21 protein-coding genes are annotated in these 25264 nt (G+C 60.0%); 11 read left to right on the forward strand and 10 right to left on the reverse strand.

Annotated features, from left to right (window positions below; all coding sequences use genetic code 11):
- Positions 1–66 precede the first annotated feature (66 nt).
- From FW764_RS25430 to FW764_RS25460, 7 genes are all read right to left on the reverse strand, one after another.
- Complete coding sequence (locus tag FW764_RS25430) at positions 67–1215, reverse strand: iron-containing alcohol dehydrogenase (protein WP_446436288.1); 1149 nt, start codon at positions 1213–1215, stop codon at positions 67–69.
- Between the two features lie 140 nt (positions 1216–1355).
- A complete protein-coding gene (locus FW764_RS25435; RefSeq protein WP_446436289.1) occupies positions 1356–2180 on the reverse strand; it encodes an ABC transporter permease in 825 nt (274 codons plus the stop codon).
- 12 nt (positions 2181–2192) lie between these two features.
- Positions 2193–3440 (reverse strand): ABC transporter permease, encoded by a 1248-nt coding sequence (locus FW764_RS25440; protein ID WP_446436290.1) that lies wholly within the window; start codon positions 3438–3440, stop codon positions 2193–2195.
- Positions 3441–3522: 82 nt separating this feature from the next.
- Positions 3523–4563: an ABC transporter substrate-binding protein gene (locus FW764_RS25445; protein ID WP_446436291.1), complete on the reverse strand. Its 1041-nt coding sequence runs from the start codon at positions 4561–4563 to the stop codon at positions 3523–3525.
- 43 nt (positions 4564–4606) lie between these two features.
- Entirely contained in the window at positions 4607–5719 is a 1113-nt protein-coding gene (locus tag FW764_RS25450; protein WP_446436292.1) for an ABC transporter ATP-binding protein, read from the reverse strand.
- 282 nt (positions 5720–6001) lie between these two features.
- Positions 6002–6631: a response regulator gene (locus FW764_RS25455; protein ID WP_446436293.1), complete on the reverse strand. Its 630-nt coding sequence runs from the start codon at positions 6629–6631 to the stop codon at positions 6002–6004.
- Between the two features lie 18 nt (positions 6632–6649).
- Positions 6650–8644 carry a histidine kinase gene (locus FW764_RS25460; RefSeq protein ID WP_446436294.1) on the reverse strand — a complete coding sequence of 665 codons (1995 nt, stop codon included), beginning with the start codon at positions 8642–8644 and terminating at the stop codon, positions 6650–6652.
- A 77-nt stretch (positions 8645–8721) separates the two neighbouring features.
- Here FW764_RS25460 and FW764_RS25465 point away from each other — a divergent pair, with 77 nt between their 5' ends.
- A complete protein-coding gene (locus tag FW764_RS25465; RefSeq protein ID WP_446436295.1) occupies positions 8722–9696 on the forward strand; it encodes an alpha/beta hydrolase family protein in 975 nt (324 codons plus the stop codon).
- Positions 9697–9850: 154 nt separating this feature from the next.
- Here the strand turns inward: FW764_RS25465 and FW764_RS25470 are convergent, their stop codons facing one another.
- Genes FW764_RS25470 through FW764_RS25480 form a run of 3 tightly spaced genes read right to left on the reverse strand, consistent with a single transcriptional unit; the run spans position 9851 to position 12316 of the window.
- Positions 9851–10618: a TerB family tellurite resistance protein gene (locus tag FW764_RS25470; RefSeq protein WP_446436296.1), complete on the reverse strand. Its 768-nt coding sequence runs from the start codon at positions 10616–10618 to the stop codon at positions 9851–9853.
- 1 nt (position 10619) lies between these two features.
- Positions 10620–11294, reverse strand: coding sequence for an N-acetylmuramate alpha-1-phosphate uridylyltransferase MurU (murU, locus tag FW764_RS25475; protein WP_446436297.1), 675 nt, complete (start codon positions 11292–11294; stop codon positions 10620–10622).
- Positions 11291–12316, reverse strand: a complete 1026-nt coding sequence (locus FW764_RS25480; protein ID WP_446436298.1) for an aminoglycoside phosphotransferase family protein — start codon at positions 12314–12316, stop codon at positions 11291–11293. The genes murU and FW764_RS25480 overlap by 4 nt, the downstream gene beginning before the upstream one ends.
- 130 nt (positions 12317–12446) lie before the next feature.
- Here FW764_RS25480 and FW764_RS25485 point away from each other — a divergent pair, with 130 nt between their 5' ends.
- The 10 genes from FW764_RS25485 (at position 12447) to FW764_RS25530 (ending at position 25229) form a co-directional block, all read left to right on the forward strand.
- Entirely contained in the window at positions 12447–15290 is a 2844-nt protein-coding gene (locus FW764_RS25485) for an LPS-assembly protein LptD (protein ID WP_446436299.1), read from the forward strand.
- Entirely contained in the window at positions 15271–16605 is a 1335-nt protein-coding gene (locus FW764_RS25490) for a peptidylprolyl isomerase (protein WP_446436300.1), read from the forward strand. Before FW764_RS25485 ends, FW764_RS25490 begins: the two co-directional genes overlap by 20 nt.
- The gene (pdxA, locus tag FW764_RS25495; RefSeq protein WP_446436301.1) at positions 16602–17591 is read left to right on the forward strand and encodes a 4-hydroxythreonine-4-phosphate dehydrogenase PdxA; all 990 of its coding nucleotides are present in this window, start codon (positions 16602–16604) and stop codon (positions 17589–17591) included. The genes FW764_RS25490 and pdxA overlap by 4 nt, the downstream gene beginning before the upstream one ends.
- The gene (rsmA, locus tag FW764_RS25500) at positions 17588–18400 is read left to right on the forward strand and encodes a 16S rRNA (adenine(1518)-N(6)/adenine(1519)-N(6))-dimethyltransferase RsmA (RefSeq protein ID WP_099585669.1); all 813 of its coding nucleotides are present in this window, start codon (positions 17588–17590) and stop codon (positions 18398–18400) included. The genes pdxA and rsmA overlap by 4 nt, the downstream gene beginning before the upstream one ends.
- A 106-nt stretch (positions 18401–18506) precedes the next feature.
- A complete protein-coding gene (gene apaG, locus FW764_RS25505; protein ID WP_446436302.1) occupies positions 18507–18887 on the forward strand; it encodes a Co2+/Mg2+ efflux protein ApaG in 381 nt (126 codons plus the stop codon).
- Complete coding sequence (locus FW764_RS25510) at positions 18887–19735, forward strand: symmetrical bis(5'-nucleosyl)-tetraphosphatase (protein ID WP_446436303.1); 849 nt, start codon at positions 18887–18889, stop codon at positions 19733–19735. Before apaG ends, FW764_RS25510 begins: the two co-directional genes overlap by 1 nt.
- A gap of 9 nt (positions 19736–19744) precedes the next feature.
- On the forward strand, positions 19745–20074 hold the full coding sequence (gene glpE / locus FW764_RS25515; protein ID WP_446436304.1) for a thiosulfate sulfurtransferase GlpE: 330 nt from the start codon (positions 19745–19747) through the stop codon (positions 20072–20074).
- Positions 20075–20359: 285 nt separating this feature from the next.
- Positions 20360–22282 carry a PrkA family serine protein kinase gene (locus FW764_RS25520; protein WP_003194732.1) on the forward strand — a complete coding sequence of 641 codons (1923 nt, stop codon included), beginning with the start codon at positions 20360–20362 and terminating at the stop codon, positions 22280–22282.
- Between the two features lie 113 nt (positions 22283–22395).
- Positions 22396–23667: a YeaH/YhbH family protein gene (locus FW764_RS25525; protein WP_003194735.1), complete on the forward strand. Its 1272-nt coding sequence runs from the start codon at positions 22396–22398 to the stop codon at positions 23665–23667.
- Complete coding sequence (locus tag FW764_RS25530; protein ID WP_446436305.1) at positions 23664–25229, forward strand: SpoVR family protein; 1566 nt, start codon at positions 23664–23666, stop codon at positions 25227–25229. Before FW764_RS25525 ends, FW764_RS25530 begins: the two co-directional genes overlap by 4 nt.
- The last annotated feature ends 35 nt before the right edge of the window (positions 25230–25264 follow it).

Consider the following 25264-nt stretch of genomic DNA (forward strand, 5'->3'; position numbering starts at 1 on the left):
TAAATCACGATGGCGCGCATTGTATACCTCATGCTTTGTTGCGCGCACCGTGACCTGACTCAATGGTTAGTAAGCCGCCCGGTAGATTTTCTCGATATCCGCCGCGCTGAGCTTGCGCGGGTTGTTGCGCATCAGGCGCTCAATGCCCGCCGCTTCCGTGGCCATGGCCGGGATCGCGTCCTCGGGAATACCGAAGCTGCGCAGGCCTGACGGGATCTCCACTGCGGCACACAGTCGCGTCATCGCTTCGACCGCCTGGTCGGCGGCATCATTAACGCTTAAACCACTGACATTCACGCCCATGGCCTCGCCAATGTCGCGCATGCGCTCCACACACGCCAGCTTGTTCCAGTGCATCACGTAGGGCAGCAACAGCGCATTGCTCACGCCGTGGGCGACATTGAAACGCCCGCCCAGCGGGTACGCCAACGCATGCACCGCGCCGACCCCGGCATTGCCGAACGCCATGCCAGCCATCAGGCTGGCGGTGGCCATGTCGTCGCGGGCCTGCAGGTTGGCCGGGTTGGCGTAAGCCTTAGGCAGCGCCTTGGCGATCAGCTTGATCGCGCCAATGGCCAGGGCATCGGTGATCGGCGAGGCATTCAATGACAAGTAGGACTCGATGGCATGCACCATGGCATCCACACCACTGGCGGCGGTGACGCTGCGCGGGCACGTGAGGGTCATTTGCGGGCTGATCAGCGCGACATCCGGCAGCAGGTAATCGCTGACAATGCCTTTTTTTAACTGTGCGGCCTTGTCGGAGAGGATCGCCACATTGGTCACCTCCGAACCAGTGCCGGCCGTGGTCGGGATGGCGATCAACGGCGGCCCTTTGCGCGGCACCTGGTCGACGCCGAACAAGTCCGCCAGCGCGCCGTGGTAACCGGCATAGGCCGCGACGCTCTTGGCAATGTCGATGGCACTGCCGCCACCGACGCCGATCAGGCCGTCATGTCCGCCTTCACGGTACGCGCGCATGCAGTCTTCGACGATGGCAATTTCCGGGTCGGGCAATACGCGGTCAAAGATTTCGTAACTCCGCTCGCCCAAGTGTTCCAGCGCCAGCGCCACCGTGCCGGACTTGACCAGCGCGGCGTCGGTGACGATCAGCGGGTTATCCACATCCAGTCGGGTGAGCTCAAAGGCGAGCTGTTCGATGGCGCCAGCACCGGTCAGCAGTTTGTGGGCGATCTTGAATGAGGAGGTACTCATGTGCGCGACCTCTTATTAATGATGGGCTGGCACAAGAGTAGCTGAGGCAAATGGGTTGTCTGCCATTGAGCCGCTGAATGGTCGTTATCTGAATGGACACGAAACCAAGCGCCCTCCCACATTTTGATCTTAACTTGGCTTTAGATCTGGGCGGTGCGCAGTTTCTCGCTGCGGCCTCGCAGCCATTCAAGGGTCAGCAACAGCAGCACCGAGAAGGCAATCAGCAACGTGGCCGCCGCCGCGATGGTCGGACTGAGGTTTTCGCGGATGCCGCTGAACATCTGGCGCGGCAAGGTCACTTGCTCGGGCCCGGCGAGAAACAGCGTCACCACCACTTCATCAAACGAGGTGGAAAAGGCAAACAGCGCGCCGGAAATCACCCCAGGCGCGATCAGCGGCAAGGTCACCCGGCGAAACGCGGTCAGCGGCGAGGCGCCGAGGCTGGCCGCCGCTCGTACCAAGTTATGGTTGAACCCCTGCAACGTCGCCGACACGGTGATGATCACAAATGGCACTCCCAGCACCGCATGCACCACGATCAGCGAAAAGAAGCTGTTGCCCAGACCCAGCGGCGCGAAGAACAAATAACTGGCCACACCGATAATCACCACCGGCACCACCATCGGCGAAATGACCAAGGCCATGACCAGCGCCTTGCCAGGGAAGTTGCCACGCGTCAGCCCAATCGCTGCCAGGGTGCCGAACACCATGGCCAACACCGTAGCTGCCGGTGCCACGATAATGCTGTTCTTCAACGCACGCATCCACTCGGCCGAGGCGAAAAAGTCTTGGTACCAATGCAGCGAAAAACCTTGCAGCGGGTACACCAGGAAACTGCCGCTGTTGAACGACAGCGGAATAATCACCAACACCGGCAATATCAGGAACAGCAGGATCAAGCCGCACAGGATCCGCAAGCTGTAGAACCACACCCGTTCCACCAGTGACATATAAGGGCTCAGCATCGCAAGGTCTCCTTAGCTCAGGCGCAGGCGACTGGCGCCCACCAGCCGGTTGTAGATCAGGTACAAAACCACCGTCGCCAGCAACAACAGGCCGCCCAGCGCTGTGGCCATGCCCCAATTGATGCTGGTGTTGGTGTAGAACGCCACGAAGTAGCTGACCATCTGGTCGTTCGGGCTGCCGAGCAACGCCGGGGTGATGTAGTAACCAATCGCCAGGATGAACACCAGCAGGCAACCGGCGCCGACACCGGCATAGGTCTGCGGGAGGTACACTCGCCAGAAGCTGGCGAACGGATGGCAGCCCAGGGAAATCGCTGCGCGCATGTACGTGGGCGAGATACCTTTCATCACGCTGTAGATCGGCAAAATCATGAACGGCAACAGAATGTGCACCATCGAGATGTAAACCCCGGTGCGGTTGAACACCAGCTCCATGGGTTTATCGATCAGGCCCATGCCCATCAACGCGCTGTTGATCAGCCCGCCGGATTGCAGCAACACGATCCATGCCGCCACTCGCACCAGAATCGAGGTCCAGAACGGCAGCAACACCAGAATCATCAGCAGGTTGCTTTTGCGTGCTGGCAGGTTGGCCAGCAGGTACGCAAGTGGATAGGCCAGCAGCAGGCAGATGAAGGTAATCACCAAGCCCATCCAGAACGTGCGGGCGAAGATGTCCAGGTAGATCGCCTGATCGGGTGTGGCCGGGGCCACTTCGCCAAGATCATCGATGCGGTGATCGACGGCGGCCAGTAAATAATACGGCGTGAGGCTGCTGGTATTGCGCCGGATCGCCTGCCAGTACGCCGGGTCGCCCCAGCGTTCGTCGAGGCTTTCCAACGCTTCTTTATAAGAGGCAGGCGCTTCGGTAAACGGCAGCGCCCGCGCGGTTTTAGTCAGCAGGCTACGGTAGCCGGCCAGTTCCATGTTCAAGCGCTTGGACAGGTCACCCAGGGTCTGGTTTTTGCGTGCCTCGCCCAGGTCTTCGCTGAGCGCCTGGTACACCGGCTCACCCGGCAGGCCGCGTCCGTCCCACGTCTTGACCGCCACCACGGTACGCGGCAAACCGCCCACCACTTCCGGGTTGCCGACGCTTTTGTAAAGCAGCGCAACAATCGGCACCAGGAACACCAGCAGCAAAAACAGCACGAGCGGCGCAATCAAGGCCTGGGCCTTCCAGCGGTTGAGCCGCTCGGCACGCGCCAGGCGCTGCTTGAGGGTGGGGCTGTTGACCTCGTTGGAGGAAACGGCGATGGCCATGGCGGACTCCGGAAATCTTCTAAGAATCCCCTGTGGGCCGGGCTTTTTATGGGAGCCGGCGCTCACAGGGGGTTATGCGGTGTTACTTGGCCGCCCAGGAATTGAAACGCTGCTCGAGCTGCTCGCCGTTATCCGCCCAGAAGCTCACGTCGATCTGCACCTGGTTAGCGATGTTCTCCGGCGTGGTCGGCATGTCCTTGAGCACATCCTTGGCCAGCAACGGTACGGCTTGGGTGTTGGCCGGGCCGTAGGCGATGTTTTCCGAGTAGGTCTTCTGCTGCTGTGGCTGCACCGAGAAAGCGATGAATTTCTTCGCCGCTTCAGCGCGGTCCTTGGCCAGGCCTTTAGGAATGGCCCATGCATCAAAGTCATAAATGCCGCCGTTCCACACCACTTTTAGATTGCTTTCTTTCTGCACGGCAGCAATGCGGCCGTTGTAGGCCGAGCTCATCACTACGTCACCCGAGGCGAGGTACTGCGGCGGTTGTGCACCGGCTTCCCACCATTGGATCGACGGCTTGAGTTCATCCAGCTTCTTGAACGCACGGTCCTGGCCGTCTTTGCCGGCCAGCACTTTGTACACGTCCTTCGGCGCCACGCCGTCCGCCATCAAGGCGAATTCCAGGGTGTACTTGGCGCCCTTGCGCAAGCCACGCTTGCCCGGGAATTTCTTGGTGTCCCAGAAATCCGCCCAACTGGTCGGTGCAGTGGTCAACTTGTCGGCGTTGTACGCCAGCACGGTCGACCACACAAAGAAGCCCACGCCGCATGGCTGGATCGCGCCTTTCACGTAATCGGCGCTATTGCCGAACAGTTTCGGGTCGAGCGGCTCGAACATGTCTTCGTCACAACCACGGGACAGTTCCGGCGACTCCACTTCCACCAAATCCCAAGACACGCTCTTGGTGTCGACCATGGCTTTGACCTTGGCCATTTCACCGTTGTATTCGCCGGCGATGATCTTGCCGTTGCCCGCGTTTTCCCACGGAGCATAAAAGGCTTTGACCTGGGCCGCCTTGTTCGCGCCACCGAAGGACACGACCGTCAGGTCCGGGCCTGCCATGGCCTGTGTCGCACCCATCAAGCCGATGGCCAGGGCGGAATATCTAAGGGATCTCAACATTGTTGTTCTCTCCACGTGCAGGGTTGGTGAAGCCATGGGGCGATTAATTCGCCTCTAGAAGTGGGTCGAGTGCGCGAACGTGCTCGACTTGCCAGCCAATCGGTACCACGTCGCCGACCGCCAGGGCCGGGTCCAGCTCGGCAATCGGTTGTTTCACAAAAAAATCGGCCTTGCCGCAGACTTCCAGGCGCACGCGCACGTGGTCGCCCAGGTAGATAAATTCGGCCACGCGCCCGGAGAAGCGGTTGACGCAGGATTCGCTGGAGCCATTGAGGCTGACGCGCTCCGGGCGAACCGACAACGTCACCGGGCCACCGAGCTGGCCAACATTCACCGCCAGCGCCTCGACCTTTTCACCGCGCCCCAGCTCCACCACGCAGCGCTCGCCAGTGTGGCTGTGCAGGCGGCCATTGAGGCGGTTGTTCTCGCCGATGAAGTTGGCGACAAAGGTGTTTTTTGGCTCTTCATACAAGGTGCGGGGCGCGGCGATTTGCTGGATCTCGCCCTGATGGAACACCGCCACGCGGTCGGACATGGTCAAGGCTTCGCCTTGATCGTGGGTCACGTACACCACGGTCACGCCGAGGCGCTGGTGCAGGTGCTTGATCTCCATCTGCATGTGTTCGCGCAGTTGCTTGTCGAGCGCGCCGAGGGGCTCGTCCATCAGCACCAGTTGCGGTTCGAACACCAACGCCCGGGCCAGGGCCACGCGCTGTTGCTGGCCGCCAGAGAGTTGCGCCGGGTAACGCTGGGCGAAGGCATCGAGCTGGACCATGCTCAGCACGCGTTTGACCCGCTCGCTGATATCAGTCTTGCTCAAGCCGCGCACCGACAAGGGGAATGCCAGGTTCTCTGCCACCGTCATGTGCGGGAACAGCGCGTAATTCTGGAACACCATGCCGATGTCGCGCTTGTGCGGCGGCACGTGGTTAATGGCGCGCCCGGCCAGCAGGATTTCCCCGGCGGTCGGCGTCTCGAAACCGGCGAGCATCATCAGGCTGGTGGTCTTGCCCGAACCGGACGGCCCGAGCAGGGTGAGGAACTCGCCCTTGCGAATCTCCAGGTTGAGGTCTTTGACGATCAGGTTCTCGCCGTCGTAGCTCTTCTGCACGCCACGAAAGCTGACCAGCACATCATTTGAATCCACCTCGCTCATACCCGCACCTTTGTGTTTTGGACTGCTGTGACACAAAGCGTAGTCCAGGCGCGAGGCCCCGGAAATCGGGGGCCAGGAGAGAATCGCATCAGCAGGATGGAAGGTTAGGGGTAGGGATTGCCCTACACGGATGGCGGGGATGGGACAGTGTCAAGGCGACATGCGCCTGGGATGGCTACGACGGGGTTCAAAGGGTGTCGTAAACAGGCATGCCGCCAACAAAGCGTGACGCAGAACGACACACGAGGCATTCCCACGCAATGCGGGGGAATGCTCATGCGGTCACAACAGCTTGTGCTCCATCGCGTACCTCACCAATTCAGCCAATGAAGTGATATTGAGCTTTTGCATCAGCCGCGCCTTGTGGGTGCTGATGGTCTTGCTGCTCAGCGCCAGCTGCTGGGCGATGTCATTGACGTTGGCGCCTTGGGCCAGGCGCTCGAATACCGAAAACTCGCGCTCTGACAATAACGAATGCAGCGGCTGTGTATCAGTGAGGCCCACTTCAAAGACCATGCGGTCAGCCAGGTCCGGGTCGATGTAACGCCCGCCCGCCGCCACCTTGCGAATCGCCGTCAGCAACAGCGCCGGGTCACTGTCCTTGGTGGCATACCCCGCCGCCCCGACTTTCAGCGCGCGGGCAGCCATTTGCGCTTCATCGTGCATGGACAGCACCAGGATCGCCGGCGGATGGTTCAGTGCACGGATGCGCGCGATGGCTTCCAGACCATTCACGCCCGGCATCGAGATATCCAGCAACACCACCTCGCAGGGCACATGGCGCAATATTTCCAGCAGTTGCTCGCCATTGCTGGCCTCGCCGACCACCAGCAAGTCTTTGGCCAGGCCGATCAGTTGCTTGATGCCTTCACGGACGATGGTGTGGTCTTCGGCTACCAATACGCGAATCACAGGGGCTTGCTCCTCTAGTTATGCATCCAACGGCACCGTGACACTTAAAGTGGTGCCCTCGCCCAGTTCGCTGTGCAGGCTCAATTGCCCGCCCATCATCAGCACACGCTCGCGCATGCCGACGACGCCAAAGGACACCGGTCGGCCCTGGGCCTCGACGAAGCCGACGCCGTCATCGCTGATGGTCAGCCGCAGGTCGGCGCCCTCTACGGTCAAGGTCAGCTCGACAGTATGCGCCTGGGCATGGCGCATCACATTGGTCAGCGCCTCCTGCAGGATGCGGAACAGGCCAATAGCCTTGGCATCGCTCAGGGCCGGCAGGTTATCCGGGACTTGGACCAGGCAAGGGATTTGCGTGCGGGCCTCGAAGCGGCGCGCTTGCCATTCGATGGCCGAGGCAATCCCGGCGTCGAGAATCGGCGGGCGTAGCGCGGTCGCCACATCCCGGACAAGCTGAAACAGCTGGGCGATCAGGCGCTTCATACTGTTCAGGCGCTCGGTCAGGCCCGGGTCCAGTTGCGCATAGGCCAGCTCACACATTGAGGTTTCCAGCTTGAGCACTGTGAGCATCTGGCCCAGCTCGTCATGCACTTCACGGGCGATACGTGCCTTTTCCTCTTCGCGCACGGTTTCCAGGTGGGCAGAGAGCTCGCGCAGCTGTGTTTCGCTTTGCTGCAAAGCGGCCACGTAACGACGACGTTCGGTGACGTCGTTGAGATAAACCACCAGGTATTCGCCCTCGGCAAAACGTAGAAAACTCAACGACACATCCGCTGGCAAGATGCTGCCGTCAGCGCGCACACAATCGGCGGCGAAGGTTTGCGGGCCTTCTTCGCTGGCACGCGCACGCTTCCACAGGTTGAGCCAACGGTCCATGTTCAAGGTCGGGTCAACATCGATCAGCGGTCGCTCGATCAGCGCGCCTGCGGCGTAGCCCAGCATGGTCTCGGCGGCGCGGTTGGCGTAACGCACATGGCTGTCCCAATTGACCCAAAGAATGCCGACCGTGCTTTGATCGATGGAGAACTGCGTCAGCCGCAACGCTTCGGCACCGGCCGCACGCGCGGCGCTTTCTTCCCGAGCGGCCAGCAAGTTATGTTCCAGCACGCGCTGATGACGGCGCTGCCAGACCACCACGGCAAGGCTGGCGAGCAAGAACATCGCCAAGAGCAAGCTGAGGTTTTGCCACAGGCCCGGCGATTCGGTGAACCGTGGGTATTTGGGTTGCAGCCAGCGGTTGTGCAATTGATCAAGGTCGCGGGCGGGTATCGCGCGCAAGGCACTTTGCATGATGCTCGCCAGTTCCGGCCACTCACGGCGGGTGGCCACACGCAGCAATTGCGGCAGGCCGATATCGCCGACCACCGCCAGCCCGGCAAACTCTGCCTCGCCGGACAACCGGCTCAATTGCGCCTCATCCACCACGGCATAACGCGCCTGTTGGCTCACCAATAACTGCAGGGCCTGGCGCTCCATGGGCACGCCTTGCAAGTTGAGGTTGGGATAATTGCTGCGCAGGTAATCGGCCACGGCGCTGGGCATACGCACGGCAACGCGGGACAGTTCGTCGAGCTTCTCCAGCTCCACCGCGCCACCGCCTTCGCGGATGCCGACGATATGCTGGGGCACGCGCATATAAGGGTCGCTGAATAACCACAGCCGCAAGCCGGCCGGGGTTTGTTGCAGGCCCGGGGCAATATCCACCTCGCCGTCGCGCACAGCGGCTTCCAACTGCTCCTGGCTGGGGAAGTTGCGCCAGGTCAGCTCGATATTCAGCGCCTTGGCCAGCCAATGCATCAATTCGACGTTGGCCCCGGATAAGCGCTGCAGGCGCCGATCGTATTGCGCGTACGGTGCCTGCAAAACCAGGCCCACGCGCAGCTCCGGGTGCTGGGCCAGCCACTCACGCTGCTGTGCATTGAGCTGCGCCTGCGGTGAAGCAGGCGCAGGCGCGGCATTCGCCATCAAGGCAATGCACAGACAGCCGATAACCAGCAGACAGCGATAACCCATGATCCACGCCTCACATCACTGACAAACACTGACCAACCCATTAGGCTGCTGGAATCACTTCTGGCCGGGAATTAACGATGCCCTTTACCCACCGTTCGGCACTGCCAGCATTGTGCCTATCGCTGCTATTTACCAGCGCCTTTTCTGTTCAGGCTGCCGACACCCCTGCGCCCGTCGCCGAAAAACCGGTTGAACGCCAACCCCTGCCCGAGCGCAGCCAGGAGGACGCCAGCGCCCTCGAGCGACAACTTCCGCAACAGGAACAGCAACAACTGCAGGCTGGCAGCGACACATTCCTGGCCTTATGGAAACCAGCCAACAGCGCCGAGCCCGAAGGCGTGGTAATTATCGTACCGGGCGCCGGCGAAAGTGCTGACTGGCCGCAAGTAATCGCACCGTTGCGGCATAAATTACCCGACGCCAAGTGGGGCACGCTCAGCCTGTCGCTGCCGGACGTGAACCTCGACACCATGCCACCGCGCGTCATGGAATCGCCCAAGGCTGCCGTCGACACCAGCAGCAAGGACGGCAGCACCGCCGCCAAACCTATCGAACAGGCCGCCAGCGCCGAAGCCGAAGGCACCGACCCGGCGGTGGTGCCGGGCGCCGATGAGCAGGACAAAACCGACGCCAAGCGCATCTTCGACCGCATCGACGCTGCGGTCGCCTTTGCCCAAACACAAAGCGCCCGCAGCGTGGTGCTGCTCGGCCATGGCACCGGCGCCTGGTGGGCCGCGCGCTACCTGGGCGAGAAACAACCGTCTCAGGTGCAGAAGTTGGTCATGGTGGCTGGCAAGACGCCTGCCGGTCGACAGCCGGACCTGCAACAACTGGCCCCCGCGCTGAAAGTGCCAACGGCGGATGTCTTCTATAAAGACGCCGCCCTGGAGCGCAAAAATGCACTGGCGCGCATCCAGGCGGCCAAGCGTGGGAAAAATGACGGCTATAAACAGGTGTCACTCAAGGCCTTGCCCGGCAACAGTTCGACTGAGCAAGAGCAGTTGTATCGGCGGGTTCGCGGGTGGTTGAGCCCGGAGCCGAAAGAGGGCTGACCGCCTATCTCAAAAGCGCCGTAGACCTAATGTGGGGAGCGGGCTTGCTCGCGAATAGGGTGTGTCCGTCGGCAGATTCATCGGCTGATCCACCGCATTCGCGAGTAAGCCCGCTCCCACATTGAATTGGGTGCTCACTTCCAAAGGGTGGTGGCTATCTGAAATCCCGCCGCTCGCGAATCAACGTGTAGGCGTTATGCAACTCACGGGTTCGCTCGGTCGCTTCGCGCACTTGCGCAGGGCTGGCGCCGGTACCGGCAACTTTATCCGGGTGGTGGCGGCTGAGCAGGCGGCGATAGGCGCGTTTGATCGCAGTCGGCTCAGTGGTGGAGGTCACTCCCAGAATGCGCATCGCGTCCTGATAGCCGCCGCTACGATTGGCCAACGGCTTGCGCTCCTGCACGTAATCGGCCGCCAGCGCCTGCAGCTGTTGCGGCGTCCAGCCGAGCCACTTGCCCCACAGGCCGATCAAATCGCGTTCGGCGTTATCCGCCTTGCCGTCCGCCCAGGCCATGCGCCAACACGCACGCAACACACCTTCGGCAGCATGGGGCTGAGCCTTGAGCACGCGCAAATAGTTGCGTACCCGGTCAGAGCCGGACTTACCGCGGTTGAACGCCGTAATCGCCCGACGCTGGGCCGACTCGGTCATGTCCAACGCGCGCATTTCCTGGCGCGCCTGCTGGATATGCCCATCCACTACCCGGCCATTACTCTTGGCCAGGCGCCCCAACAGCACGAACAGCAGTTCGTCATTGCGCAACGCCGGGCGCCCGCCCAGGCGCTCGCGCAATTGCGCCCAGCTTTGCAACTGAAGGCGGCGATCCAGCGCCTGCCCCAGCAATGCGCCTAACAAGGCCCCCGGAATACTGGCAATGGCAAAGCCAGCCCCGGCACCAATCAGTGTCCCTGGCCACAACATCTTATTGCTCCGCAGTCAGCAAGGTTTCGACCTGCGCCAGGCGCTCCAGCGTGCCGACATCAATCCAGCGTCCCGCCATGTGTTCCCCCGTTACCAGACCTTTGGCCATCGCCGCCCGCAACAGCGGCGCCAGCTTGAAGGCACCGGCACTGCAACCCGCGAACAATTGCGGGTCGAGCACTGAAATGCCACTGAAGGTCAGGTTATCGGCACCGGGCGCTGCATCATGAAGCAACCCTTGGTCCAGGTAGAAATCGCCGCCTGAAGGGTGATGCGCCGGGTTATCGACCATCACCAGATGGGCCAGGCCTTGAAGCGGCCCGCGCAGCTGGGTGAAGTCGTAGTCGGTCCAGATATCGCCATTGACCACCAGGAACGGTTCGTCGCCCAGCAAAGGCAAGGCCTGGAAGATCCCGCCGCCGGTTTCCAACGGTTCGCCTTCGGCCGAATACTGGATACGCAGGCCAAACTGCGCACCGTCGCCCAAGTAGCTTTCGATCTGCTGGCCGAGCCAGGCATGGTTGATCACGATTTCGCTGAAACCGGCCTTGGCCAGCGCTTCAAGGTGATACTCGATCAGCCGCTTGCCGCCCGCCTGTACCAGCGGCTTGGGCGTGTGCAGCGTGAGCGGACGCATCCGCTCGCCCTTGCCCGCCGCCAGGATCATGGCCTTCATACGCCCGCCTCGACGGGTTCGCCCAGGCTGGCAAACAGTTCGCCCAGCTCAGCCAACTCAGGGCGGTCTGCCAGCACTGCTTCTATATAAGCAAAGAAGCGCGGTACGTCAGCCAGGTAGCGTGGCTTGCCGTCGCGATGGCAGATGCGCGCGAAAATGCCGATGACCTTGAGGTGACGCTGCACGCCCATCAGGTCGCTGGCACGCTGGAACTCTTCGAAATCGGCCTGCACGGGAATGCCCAGTTGCCCGGCACGTTCCCAATAGCCACGTTGCCACTCGCGTACGCGCGCTTTCGGCCAGCTGAGGAACGCGTCCTTGAACAGGCAGGTGATGTCGTAGGTGACCGGGCCGTAGACCGCGTCCTGGAAATCCAGCACCCCAGGGTTCGGCTCGCTGATCATCAGGTTGCGCGGCATATAGTCGCGATGCACCAGCACTTTAGGCTGGGCCAGGGCGCTGTCGATCAAGTGATCGCTGACGCGCTGCCACATAGCCTGCTGCTGTGCATCAAACTCGATACCCAAATGCCGGCGAACGTACCATTCCGGAAACAGTTCCAGCTCACGGCGCAGCAACGCGACGTCATAGCTGGGCAGCGGCGCGTCCATCGGCAATTGCTGAAAAGCCAGTAGCGCATCGATGGCATCGGCGAACAATTGGTCGGCGTTTTGCTCGTCAATCACGTCCAGATAGGTTTTTCTGCCCAGGTCATTAAGCAAAAGAAAGCCGCGCGGCAAATCTTCTGCATAAATTTTTGGCACATTTATTCCTGATTTCGCGAGTAAATCAGCGATATCGACGAAAGGTTTGCAGTTTTCCTGGGGGGGTGGCGCGTCCATTACGACGAAGGTTCGACCGCCGCCCTCCCACCGAAAATAACGCCTGAAACTCGCGTCGCTGCTGGCTGCGGTCAATGTGGCCGGTGGTACGGCACCCCAGTCCTGAGCGTTGAAAAGGATCGGCAACTGCTCATCCAGCCAGACTTTCAGCTGTTGTAAACGTAGATCTTGCTCGGGCATTACAAGGGTCTCCGACGGCGCTAGCCGTCAAGCGGGTCATGCTTTATTATCACGCATCTTTTTCAGACCATCGAGAGGCGTGCGGCCCAAACCGCGGGCAGATGGCACGCAGGAAGCCCGGACTAATAAGATGGCATTGAAATCCCCCGCGTTTCGTAGAAAATTTCCGTTGCTGGTAACCGGCAGTCTGCTGGCCATGCAACCTTTCGCCACCTCATTCGTGGTCGCCGCGGAACAGTATGACTGCTCAGTCTCTGCTTCGGGTGCCTGGGATTGCGCGCCAAAAACCGCCGCCGCCCCATTGCCACCACGCCCGGTGCATGACGGCGCAGCCGTCAGCTCGGCCAACAGCACGGCGCAAGCCGAGGCTGGCGGCAGCGCCGAGGCCGAACCGAAGACCGCGCTGGTCACCCAAGCCAAGGGCCGGGGCCTGCGTTCGCGCAGCGCCGACTACAGCCACTTGGACTGGGTGCCTCGCGAGAAGCTGACCGCAGCCCAGTTGGCTGAAACAGGTCCTTATTGCGCTGGCGCGTACATCGAGCCGATGCGTCCTGGCATGAACGACAAGACGGACAAGAGCGATGCGCCGACTTTTATCGGTGCCAAGGTCTCTCGTTACGAGCAGGAACAACAAATCGCAACCCTGGCTGGCGACGTCGTCATGCGCCAGGGCAGCATGCAGATGGAGTCGCAAGAAGCCAGCCTGTATCAAGCCGAGAACCGTGGCGAGCTGAACGGCAACGTTCGACTGCGCGACAAGGGCGCCCTGATCGTCGGTGACCATGCCGAGGTTCAGCTCGATACGGGCGCTGCCCAGATCGACAATGCCGAATACGTGCTGCACAAATCGCGCATTCGCGGTAACGCGCTGTACGCCAAACGTGCCGAGAACGCGATTATCCGTCTCAAGGACGGTACATACACCACCTGCGAGCCGGACAGCAACGCCTGGCAGCTCAAAGGCAACAACATCACGTTGAACCCGGCCACCGGCTTCGGTACGGCGACCAACGCGACGTTGCGGATCAAGAACATTCCGATCCTGTACACCCCGTACATCTATTTCCCGATCGACGATCGTCGTCAATCCGGCTTCCTGCCGCCGAGCTTCAGCACCGGCAGCGAAACCGGCTTCACGCTGGTAACGCCGTACTACTTCAACCTGGCGCCAAACTACGATGCCACGTTGTACCCGCAGTACATGACCAAGCGCGGTTTGTTGATGGAAGGCGAATTCCGCTACCTCACCAAATCCAGCGAAGGTCAGTTCGGCGGCGCGTACCTGAACGACGACAGCGACGAGCGGAAAAAACAGACCGACTACGAAAAAACTCGCTACATGCTCAACTGGCAGCATAAGGGCGGGCTCGATTCGCGCCTGTCGACCCAGGTCGACTACACCAAGATCAGCGACCCGTTCTACTTCCAGGACTTGAAGGCCTATCAGGAAGGTATCCAGGCTCGGGACTTCGTAAACCAGCAGGGTTCCCTCACCTACCGCGGTGACAGCTACCAGGCGCGTCTGAACGTTCAGGCTTATCAACTGGCGACGATTTCCCAGATCACCCCGTATGACCGGCTGCCGCAGATCACCTTCAACGGTATGCTGCCTTACCATCCGGGCGGTGTGAACTTTACGTATGAGACTGAGGCTGTTCGGTTTGACCGGGACCTCAGGAGCGGCACCATTTTCGACAAGGAAGGTGGCCCGTTCGATGCGAGGGGTGTTGCTATAGGTGAAAAACGTCTGGATGACTACGTAACAGGCCTGACCCGTGCAAACGGTACTCGCCTGAACGTTGCGCCAGCCGTCGAATACCCGATGAACTGGACTTACGGTTTTATCACGCCGAAGCTCAAGTATGTCTACACCAAGTACGATCTGGACCTTGATACCAAGGGCAAGCAAGATATTGTTGATGCTCAGTTGGCTGCTACCAAGCCGGGTGCATCTCCATACGCCGGCGGCGTATTCAAAAGCTCCCAAGACCGCGCAATCCCAATCGCCAGCGTAGACAGCGGCCTGTACTTCGACCGCGATACCAACTGGTTCGGCAAAGACTATCGCCAAACCCTGGAACCGCGGGCCTTCTACCTCTATGTCCCGAACAAGGACCAGAGTGATATCCCGGTATTCGACACCAGCGAATACTCGTTCAGCTATGCCTCGTTGTTCCGTGATAACCGCTTCAGCGGCTCCGACCGGATCGGCGACGAGAACAAGCTTTCCCTGGGCTTGACCAGCCGCTGGATCGAAGAGAATGGCTTCGAGCGTCAGCGCGCGTCCATAGGCCAAGCGGTGTACTTCAAGGATCGCCAGGTTCAACTGCCGGGCATTCTCGCCGCTGACCGTGCCGATGCACAGTCTGACGTATCGCCAGTTGCCCTGGAATACGAGTTCCGCTTCAACCGCGACTGGCGCGCCACTGCCGATTACAACTGGGACACCGAGGAACACAGCCCTCGCTCCGGCAGCGCAATGCTCCACTACCAGCCGGAAGACAACCCGAACAAGATCATCAACGTCGGCTACCGCTATCGTAACGACCAGGTTGTCTACAACCAGCTGACCGGCAAATGGCAGTTCGGTGGTGATTATGGTCAACCTGGCGATGCAAACTTCGTGAAGGATTACTACAAAATCCAGCAACACGACTTCTCGATGATGTGGCCGATCATTCCGCAGTGGAACCTGATCACCCGCTGGCAGTATGACTATGCCCGCAACCGTACCCTGGAAGCCTTCGGTGGTTTCGAGTACGACAACTGCTGCTGGAAACTGCGCGTTATCAACCGTTACTGGGTTTCCAACGACGAATACAGCCAGATCGCCCCGCTCAACGAAAAGGGTGACCACGGGCTCTTCTTCCAAATCGTCCTTAAAGGACTCGGCGGCCTGACTGGCGCCAAGGTAGAGAGCTTCCTCGACAAAGGCATTCAAGGTTATCGTGAACGTGAAGATCAAGCTTTCTGATTGCTTGCGCCCGCTAGTGCTGGGCGCGCTGTTCCTGGGGACCGCATCGGCACACGCGGCGGTTCAACAGCTGGACAAGGTAGTGGCCATCGTCGATAACGACGTGATCATGCAGAGCCAACTGGACCAAAGGGTCAAGGAAGTTCAGCAAACCATCGCCAAGCGTGGCGGCGGCGTGCCACCTACCAGCGTACTGGACCCACAGGTGCTGGAACGCCTGATCGTTGAAAACCTGCAACTGCAGATCGGCGATCGTTCCGGCATCCGTATTTCGGACGAAGAGCTTAACCAGGCCGTTGGCACCATCGCTCAACGCAACAACATGAGCATTGACCAGTTCCGGGCTGCCTTGGCTCACGACGGCCTGTCCTATGAGGACGCCCGTGACCAGATCCGCCGCGAAATGATCATCAGCCGTGTGCGTCAGCGCCGTGTGGCCGAACGGGTCCAGGTTTCCGAGCAGGAGGTGAAGAACTTCCTGGCGTCAGACCTTGGCAAGATGCAGCTCTCCGAAGAGCTGCACCTGGCCAATATCCTGATCCCGACACCGGACAGCGCCAACGCTGAGCAGCTCAATGCCGCCGCCGCAAAAACCCAGGCTATTTATGACCGCCTGAAGGCCGGTGCTGACTTTGCCCAGACGGCGATAGCCGTTTCCGGCAGCGACAACGCCCTGGACGGCGGCGACATGGGCTGGCGTAAAGCTGCTCAATTGCCACCACCGTTTGACCGTGAACTGAGCGCCATGCAGCCGGGTGAAATCACTCAGCCTGCACGCACGCCGGGCGGCTTCATCATCCTCAAGTTGCTGGCAAAACGTGGCGGCGAGACCTCGCTGAAAGACGAAGTGCATGTTCGTCACATCTTGGTCAAACCAAGCGAAATCCGTACCGAGGCGCAAACCAAGGAACTGGCCCAGAAGATCTATGACCGCATTGAAGGCGGTGAAGACTTCGCAACCCTGGCCAAGAGCTTCTCCGAAGACCCGGGTTCAGCTCTCAACGGTGGCGACCTGAACTGGATCGACCCTAAAGCCTTGGTGCCTGAGTTCCAGCAAGTGATGGCCGCTACCCCACAAGGCGTGCTGTCCAAGCCGTTCAAGACCCAATACGGCTGGCATGTGCTGGAAGTCCTTGGCCGTCGCGCCACCGACAACACCACCCAGGCCCGTGAGCAGCAAGCACTGACCGTATTGCGTAACCGCAAGTACGACGAAGAGCTGCAAACCTGGTTGCGTCAGATCCGTGACGAAGCCTACGTAGAAAACAAGCTGCCAGGCGCCGAGCAAACAGGCACCGACCAGGCAAAACAGTGAAACCCCAGCGTTTCGCGGTAACACCCGGCGAGCCGGCCGGCATTGGTCCAGACCTGTGCCTGCTGCTCGCCTCGCAACCTCAGCCACACCCCCTGATTGCCATTACCAGCCGCGACCTGCTCCTTGAGCGGGCCGCGCAGCTCGGTGTGGCTGTCAACCTGCTGGACGTGGTGCCGGGCAACTGGCCTGACCTGCCGGCACCCGCGGGCAGCCTGTATGTGTGGGATACACCGCTTGCAGCCAACGTGGTGGCCGGGCAACTGAACAAGGCTAATGCCGCGTTTGTGTTGGAAACCTTGACCCGTGCGGGCCAGGGCTGCATCGACGGCGACTTCGCCGGCATGATCACCGGCCCAGTGCATAAGGGCGTGATCAACGAATCCGGCATCGCCTTTTCCGGGCACACAGAATTCCTCGCCGAACTGACCAATACCGCCCAAGTTGTGATGATGCTGGCTACGCGCGGTCTGCGGGTTGCCTTGGTGACCACGCACCTGCCCTTGCGCGATATCGCCGATGCCATCACCGCCGAGCGCGTGGAGCGCGTCACGCGCATCCTGCACGCCGACCTGCAACAGAAATTCGGCATCGCCCAACCGCGCATCCTGGTCTGTGGGCTTAACCCGCACGCCGGCGAAGGCGGCCATTTGGGCCATGAAGAAATAGACATTATTGAACCGACATTAGAGCGTCTGCGCCAAGAAGGCATGGACCTGCGTGGCCCACTGCCTGCGGACACTCTGTTTACCCCCAAGTATCTGGAGCACTGCGACGCAGTGCTGGCGATGTACCATGACCAGGGGCTGCCCGTGCTGAAATACATAGGCTTCGGCGCTGCAGTCAATGTGACACTGGGCCTGCCGATCATCCGCACCTCCGTCGACCATGGCACCGCCCTGGACCTGGCGAGCAGCGGCAAGATCGATACCGGCAGCCTGCACGTGGCCCTGGAAACCGCCTATCAGATGGCCGAGACCCGTATATGACTGAGCATTACCAACACCGGGCGCGAAAGCGCTTCGGGCAAAACTTCCTGCACGACGCCGGCGTAATCGACCGCATCCTGCGCTCCATCCATGCCAAGCCGGAAGACCGCTTGCTGGAAATCGGCCCGGGCCAGGGCGCACTGACCCAAGGCCTGCTGGCCAGTGGCGGTCAACTGGATGTGGTTGAACTGGACAAGGACCTGATCCCGATCCTGAATCAGCAGTTCGCCGGTAAATCCAACTTCAATCTGCACCAGGGCGATGCGCTGAAGTTCGACTTCAATAGCCTCAATGCCGCACCCAACAGCCTGCGGGTTGTGGGCAACCTGCCGTACAACATCTCCACGCCGCTGATTTTCCACCTGCTGAACAACGCAGGGATCATCCGCGACATGCACTTCATGCTGCAAAAAGAAGTGGTTGAGCGCTTGGCGGCAGGGCCTGGTGGTGGTGATTGGGGCCGCCTATCGATCATGGTCCAGTACCATTGCCGCGTGGAACACCTGTTCAACGTCGGCCCGGGTGCGTTCAACCCGCCACCGAAGGTCGACTCGGCCATCGTGCGCCTGGTGCCTCACGCGGTATTGCCGCACCCGGCCAAGGATCACAAGTTGCTCGAGCGCGTGGTGCGCGAAGCGTTCAACCAGCGTCGAAAAACCCTGCGCAACACGCTGAAGGCGTTGTTGAGCAACGCTGAAATCGAAGCCGCGGGTGTCGATGGCAGCCTGCGCCCCGAGCAACTGGACCTGGCCGCATTCGTACGCCTGGCTGACCAGCTTGCCATCCAGCCTGCGCCAGCCGCGGACTGAAGCCTGCCATGCACGGGCCAGACGGCATGTCTGGCCTAGTGCCCTGCTCATGGCCTAGACTGATCCGCATCTGCTGTCCTCCGCTTTTGCTTTTAAGGCCTCTTGCATGTCCGATCCTCGCTACCTGATCGACGTCAGCGTCGTCACCCGCTTCCTCGCGGACCAATCGCAACCCGAACACAACCGTTTCGCCTTTGCCTACACCATTACGGTGAAGAACAACGGCGAACTGCCGGCCAAGCTGCTGTCGCGGCACTGGGTGATCACCGACGGTGACGGCCAGGTCGAAGAAGTGCGCGGCGCCGGTGTGGTTGGCCAGCAGCCGTTGATCGACGTTGGCGCCAGCCATACCTACAGCAGCGGCACGGTGATGACCTCCAAAGTCGGCACCATGCAGGGCTCGTATCAGATGAAGGCCACCGACGGTAAGTTGTTCGATGCCATTATCGCGCCGTTCCGCCTCGCGGTGCCTGGAGCCCTACACTGATGGCGACTTACGCGGTCGGCGATCTGCAAGGCTGCCTGCAGCCCCTCAAGCGCTTGCTGGAACGAATGACCTTCAACCCGGCCAGCGACCGCCTGTGGCTGGTGGGTGACTTGGTCAATCGCGGCCCCGAGTCTCTGGAAACCTTGCGCTACTTATATAGCCTGCGTGATTCGCTGGTGTGCGTACTGGGCAACCACGACCTGCACCTGTTGGCCGCCAGCAATAACATCGAGCGCCTGAAAAAGGGCGACACCCTGCGTGAGATCCTTGAAGCGCCGGATCGCGTTGAGCTGCTGGAGTGGCTGCGTAGGCAGAAACTGATGCATTACGACGAAGGCCGCAACATGGCGCTGGTCCATGCGGGCATCCCGCCACAGTGGACGCTGAAAAAAGCCCTCAAGTGCGCCGCCGAAGTCGAGAGTGCGCTGGCCGATGACAACCTATACATCGCCTACCTCGAAGGCATGTACGGCAACGAGCCAGTCAAGTGGGACAACGACCTTAGCGGTGTGACCCGCCTACGCGTGATCACCAACTACTTCACCCGCATGCGCTTCTGCACCGTCGAAGGCAAGCTCGACCTCAAGAGCAAAGAAGGCGCCGACACCGCGCAGCCCGGCTATAAGCCGTGGTTCGCTCATAAGGAACGCAAGACCCGTGACACGAAGATCATCTTTGGCCACTGGGCAGCCCTTGAAGGCAAGTGCGACGAGCCCGGCGTGTTCGCCCTCGATACTGGCTGCGTGTGGGGCGCTAGTATGACCCTGATGAATATCGACACCGGCGAGCGCCTGAGCTGCCAGTGCCAGCCCCCTCTTTCCATGACACTGCCGGCCGCCAAGCCATAGGAGCCCGCCATGAGCGAATTCAAACGTATCCCTCCCGAACAAGCCCAAGCCCTGCGTGAGAAAGGTGCAGTAGTGGTCGACATCCGCGACCAGCCAACTTACGCAGCGGCCCACATCACCGGCGCCAAGCACTTAGATAACGTCAACATCGCGGACTTCATCCGCGCCGCCGACCTCGACGCGCCGGTGATCGTCGCCTGCTACCACGGCAACTCCAGCCAGAGTGCAGCAGCCTATCTGATCAGCCAGGGCTTCTCAGACGTGTATAGCCTGGACGGCGGCTTCGAGCTGTGGCGTGCGACCTATCCTGCAGAAATTGCCTCCAGCGATTCGCAATAATTTTTTTCACACCCCGCTACCCCACGTGACGCTTGGGCTCGCGTCGTTTCTGACGAACGGCGCAGCCAAACTAATTACGTATCCCGCCTTGACCTCCCCGATTCCGAACTATCCTTAAGCGCAGGCCATCCGAATCAGGGGAGAGCCGGTACACCGGCGTACGGGTCATCGGTAGCGTTTCAGGATGTTTGGGGGGAAAACGGTCATTGGTTGATCACCAATGACTGCCAGCATCGACTGATTGACCCGGCGTCGGCTCCACGTATCGAGCGAGGTGACGACGTCATGAGTATATTTAGCCACTTCCAACAACGCTTCGCGTCCACACAGCAAGAAGAACTCACGCTGCAAGAGTATCTTGAGCTGTGCAAACAAGACCGCAGCACCTACGCGTCTGCCGCCGAACGTCTGCTATTGGCAATTGGTGAACCGGAGCTGGTGGAAACCGCCAACAATTCGCGCCTGTCGCGAATATTTTCCAACAAGGTGATCCGCCGCTACCCGGCCTTTGAAGACTTCCACGGCATGGAGGAATGCATCGACCAGATCGTTTCCTACTTCCGCCATGCCGCCCAAGGCCTGGAAGAGAAGAAACAAATCCTCTACCTGCTCGGCCCCGTTGGTGGCGGCAAGTCGTCCTTGGCCGAAAAACTCAAACAACTGATCGAGAAGGTGCCCTTCTACGCGATCAAGGGTTCACCGGTCTTCGAGTCGCCATTGGGCCTGTTCAACGCCACGGAAGATGGCGCGATCCTCGAAGAGGACTTTGGCATCCCACGGCGCTACCTCAATACCATCATGTCGCCGTGGGCCACCAAACGCCTGGCCGAGTTTGGCGGGGATATCAGCCAGTTCCGTGTGGTGAAACTCTACCCGTCGATTCTCAACCAGATCGGTGTGGCAAAAACCGAACCGGGTGACGAGAACAACCAGGACATCTCGGCATTGGTAGGCAAGGTTGATATTCGTAAACTCGAAGAATTCCCACAGAACGACGCCGACGCCTACAGCTACTCGGGCGCGCTTTGCCGGGCCAACCAGGGCCTGATGGAATTCGTGGAGATGTTCAAAGCGCCGATCAAGGTGCTGCACCCACTGCTCACTGCTACCCAGGAAGGTAACTACAACAGCACCGAAGGCTTGGGCGCGATTCCGTTCACCGGGATCCTGCTGGCCCACTCCAACGAATCGGAATGGCACACCTTCCGCAACAACAAGAACAACGAAGCCTTTATCGACCGGATTTACATCGTTAAGGTGCCGTACTGCCTGCGGGTCAGCGACGAGATCAAGATCTACGACAAGCTGCTGTTCAACAGCTCGCTGGCCAAGGCCCACTGCGCGCCTGACACCTTGAAGATGCTCGCCCAGTTCACCGTGCTGTCGCGCCTCAAGGAGCCGGAGAACTCGAATATCTACTCGAAGATGCGCGTGTACGACGGCGAAAACCTCAAGGACACCGATCCCAAGGCCAAGTCGATTCAGGAATACCGCGACACAGCAGGCGTGGATGAAGGCATGAACGGCCTGTCGACACGCTTTGCATTCAAGATCCTTTCCAAGGTTTTCAACTTCGACCCGCACGAAATCGCCGCCAACCCGGTGCACTTGCTCTATGTGCTGGAGCAGCAAATCGAACAAGAGCAATTCCAGGCCGAGACACGCGAGCGCTACCTGCGCTTCCTCAAGGAATACCTGGCGCCGCGCTACATCGAGTTCATCGGCAAGGAAATCCAGACCGCGTACCTGGAGTCTTACAGCGAGTACGGCCAGAACATCTTCGACCGCTACGTGCTGTACGCCGACTTCTGGATTCAGGACCAGGAATACCGCGACCCGGAAACCGGAGAAATCCTCAACCGTGTGGCCCTCAACGAGGAGCTGGAAAAGATCGAAAAACCGGCCGGCATCAGCAATCCGAAGGATTTCCGCAACGAAATCGTCAACTTCGTGCTGCGTGCCCGCGCCAACAACAACGGCAAGAACCCTACCTGGCTCAGCTACGAGAAGCTGCGGGTGGTCATCGAGAAGAAAATGTTCTCCAACACCGAGGATCTGCTGCCGGTCATCAGCTTCAACGCCAAGGCCAGCAAGGAGGACCAGCAAAAACACAACGACTTCGTTACTCGAATGGTCGAGCGAGGCTACACCGACAAACAGGTACGGCTGCTCTCCGAGTGGTACCTGCGGGTTCGTAAATCACAGTAAGGCAGCGACAGGCGCGTGCTGCCGGGCCTTTGGCCTGGCAGCTGACCGCTTGTCTCTAAGCTTCCAGCTCGCGGCTTGAAGCTTGTAACGTGAAGCTGCCCGGAGGGCTCCCCATGAGCTATGTGATCGACCGACGCCTCAATGGCAAGAACAAGAGCACGGTAAACCGCCAGCGTTTCCTGCGGCGCTACCGTGACCACATCAAAAAGGCCGTTGAAGAGGCCGTCAGCCGCCGCTCAATTACCGACATGGAGCATGGCGAGCAAATAAGTATTCCCGGGCGCGACATTGACGAACCGGTGTTGCACCACGGACGCGGCGGCAAGCAGACCGTCGTGCACCCGGGCAACAAGGAATTCACCACCGGCGAACATATCCAGCGCCCACAAGGCGGTGGCGGCGGTAAAGGCCCTGGCAAGGCGGGCAATTCCGGCGAAGGCATGGATGAGTTCGTGTTCCAGATCACCCAGGAAGAATTCCTCGAGTTCATGTTCGAGGACTTGGAACTGCCCAACCTGGTCAAGCGCAACCTGACCGGCACCGACACCTTCAAGACCGTGCGCGCCGGGATCAGCAACGAGGGCAACCCGTCGCGGATCAACATCATCCGTACGCTACGCTCGGCCCATGCCAGACGTATCGCCCTGTCGGGCAGCAGCCGCGCCAAGCTTAAGCAGGCAAAAGAAGAGCTGGCGCGCTTAAAACGCGAAGAGCCAGACAACTTCGGCGATATCCAGGAAATCGAGGCGGAAATCGAGAAACTCAGCGCGCGAATTCACCGCGTGCCATTCCTCGACACCTTCGACTTGAAATACAACCTGCTGGTCAAACAACCCAACCCAAGCTCCAAGGCCGTGATGTTCTGCCTGATGGATGTGTCCGGCTCGATGACCCAGGCGACCAAAGACATCGCCAAGCGCTTCTTCATCCTGTTGTACCTGTTCCTGAAACGGAACTACGACAAGATCGACGTGGTTTTCATCCGCCATCACACCAGCGCACGAGAAGTCGACGAAGAGGAGTTCTTTTACTCTCGAGAAACCGGCGGCACCATCGTGTCCAGCGCCTTGAAACTGATGCAGGAGATCATGGCCGAGCGCTACCCGGCCAACGAGTGGAATATCTACGCCGCCCAGGCTTCCGACGGCGACAACTGGAACGACGACTCGCCGATTTGCCGCGACATCCTGATCAACCAAATCATGCCGTTCGTGCAGTACTACACGTACGTCGAGATTACCCCCCGTGAGCACCAGGCCCTGTGGTTTGAATACGAACGCATCGGTGAAGCCTTTGCCGATACATTCGCCCAGCAGCAACTGGTCTCGGCCGGCGATATCTACCCGGTCTTCCGTGAACTCTTCCAGCGCAGGTTAGTGACATGACCGCCAAAAAAGAGCATAAGCGCCAACCCATTTCCACCGGCTCCGAGTGGACCTTTGAACTGATCCAAGCCTATGACCGGGAAATCAGCCGTATCGCGGCGGGTTATGCCCTGGACACCTACCCCAACCAGATCGAAGTGATCACTGCCGAACAGATGATGGATGCCTATGCCTCAGTGGGCATGCCCTTGGGCTATCACCATTGGTCCTACGGCAAACACTTTCTCAGCACTGAGAAGTCCTACACGCGTGGCCAGATGGGGCTGGCCTACGAGATCGTCATTAACTCCGACCCGTGCATCGCCTACCTGATGGAAGAAAACACCATCTGCATGCAGGCGTTGGTAGTCGCTCATGCCTGCTACGGGCATAACAGCTTCTTCAAGGGCAATTACCTGTTCCGCACATGGACCGATGCCAGCTCGATCATCGATTACCTGGTGTTCGCCAAGCAGTACATCATGCAATGCGAGGAACGCCACGGCATCGACGCGGTAGAAGATCTGCTCGACTCCTGCCATGCACTGATGAACTACGGAGTCGACCGCTACAAGCGCCCGTATCCGATTTCTGCCGAGGAAGAACGCCTGCGTCAGAAGGAGCGAGAGGAGCACCTGCAGAAACAGATCAACGACCTGTGGCGCACCATTCCAAAGCGCGCTGGCAAGAACAGCGATAAGGACAATGCACGCTTCCCCGCCGAACCTCAGGAAAACATCCTATATTTCCTGGAAAAACACGCGCCACTGCTGGAGCCGTGGCAGCGGGAAATCGTACGTATTGTGCGCAAGATCGCCCAGTACTTTTATCCACAGCGCCAGACCCAGGTGATGAACGAGGGCTGGGCGACGTTCTGGCACTACACGTTGATGAATGACCTGTACGACGAGGGTTTGGTCACCGACGGCTTCATGATGGAGTTCCTCACTTCCCACACCAGTGTGGTGTTTCAACCCGGCTTCGACAGCCCGTACTACAGCGGCATCAACCCCTACGCGCTGGGCTTTGCGATGTACCGCGACATCCGCCGCATGTGCGAACACCCCACCGATGAGGACCGCCGCTGGTTTCCGGAAATCGCCGGCAGCGATTGGTTGTCGACCATCAAGTTCGCCATGAGCAGCTTCAAGGACGAGAGTTTCATCCTGCAGTACTTGTCCCCCCAAGTAATCCGCGACCTCAAGCTGTTCAGCATCATGGATGACGACCTCAAGGATGATCTGGTGGTGCCGGCGATTCACGATGAGCCCGGCTACCGCACTATCCGCGAGACCCTGGCGGCGCAATACAATTTAGGCAACCGTGAGCCTAATGTGCAGATCTACAGCATCGATGTGCGCGGTGATCGCTCGCTGACCCTGCGTCACCAACAGCACGACCGCAAACCCTTGGGCGAATCCACTGAGGAGGTCCTCAAGCACCTGCATCGACTGTGGGGGTTCGACATTCACCTCGAAACCCTGCAGGGCGACCAGGTGATGAAGACTCACCACGTCCCACCGCGCAGCGATCACAACGACAACGACTACGGCCGCTTGGACTTGGCCGTCGTTCATCTCTGAAACAGCAAAGCCTCCATTGGTCAGGCACAGGCGTT

The sequence above is a fragment of the Pseudomonas sp. 1152_12 genome (assembly GCF_052850675.1).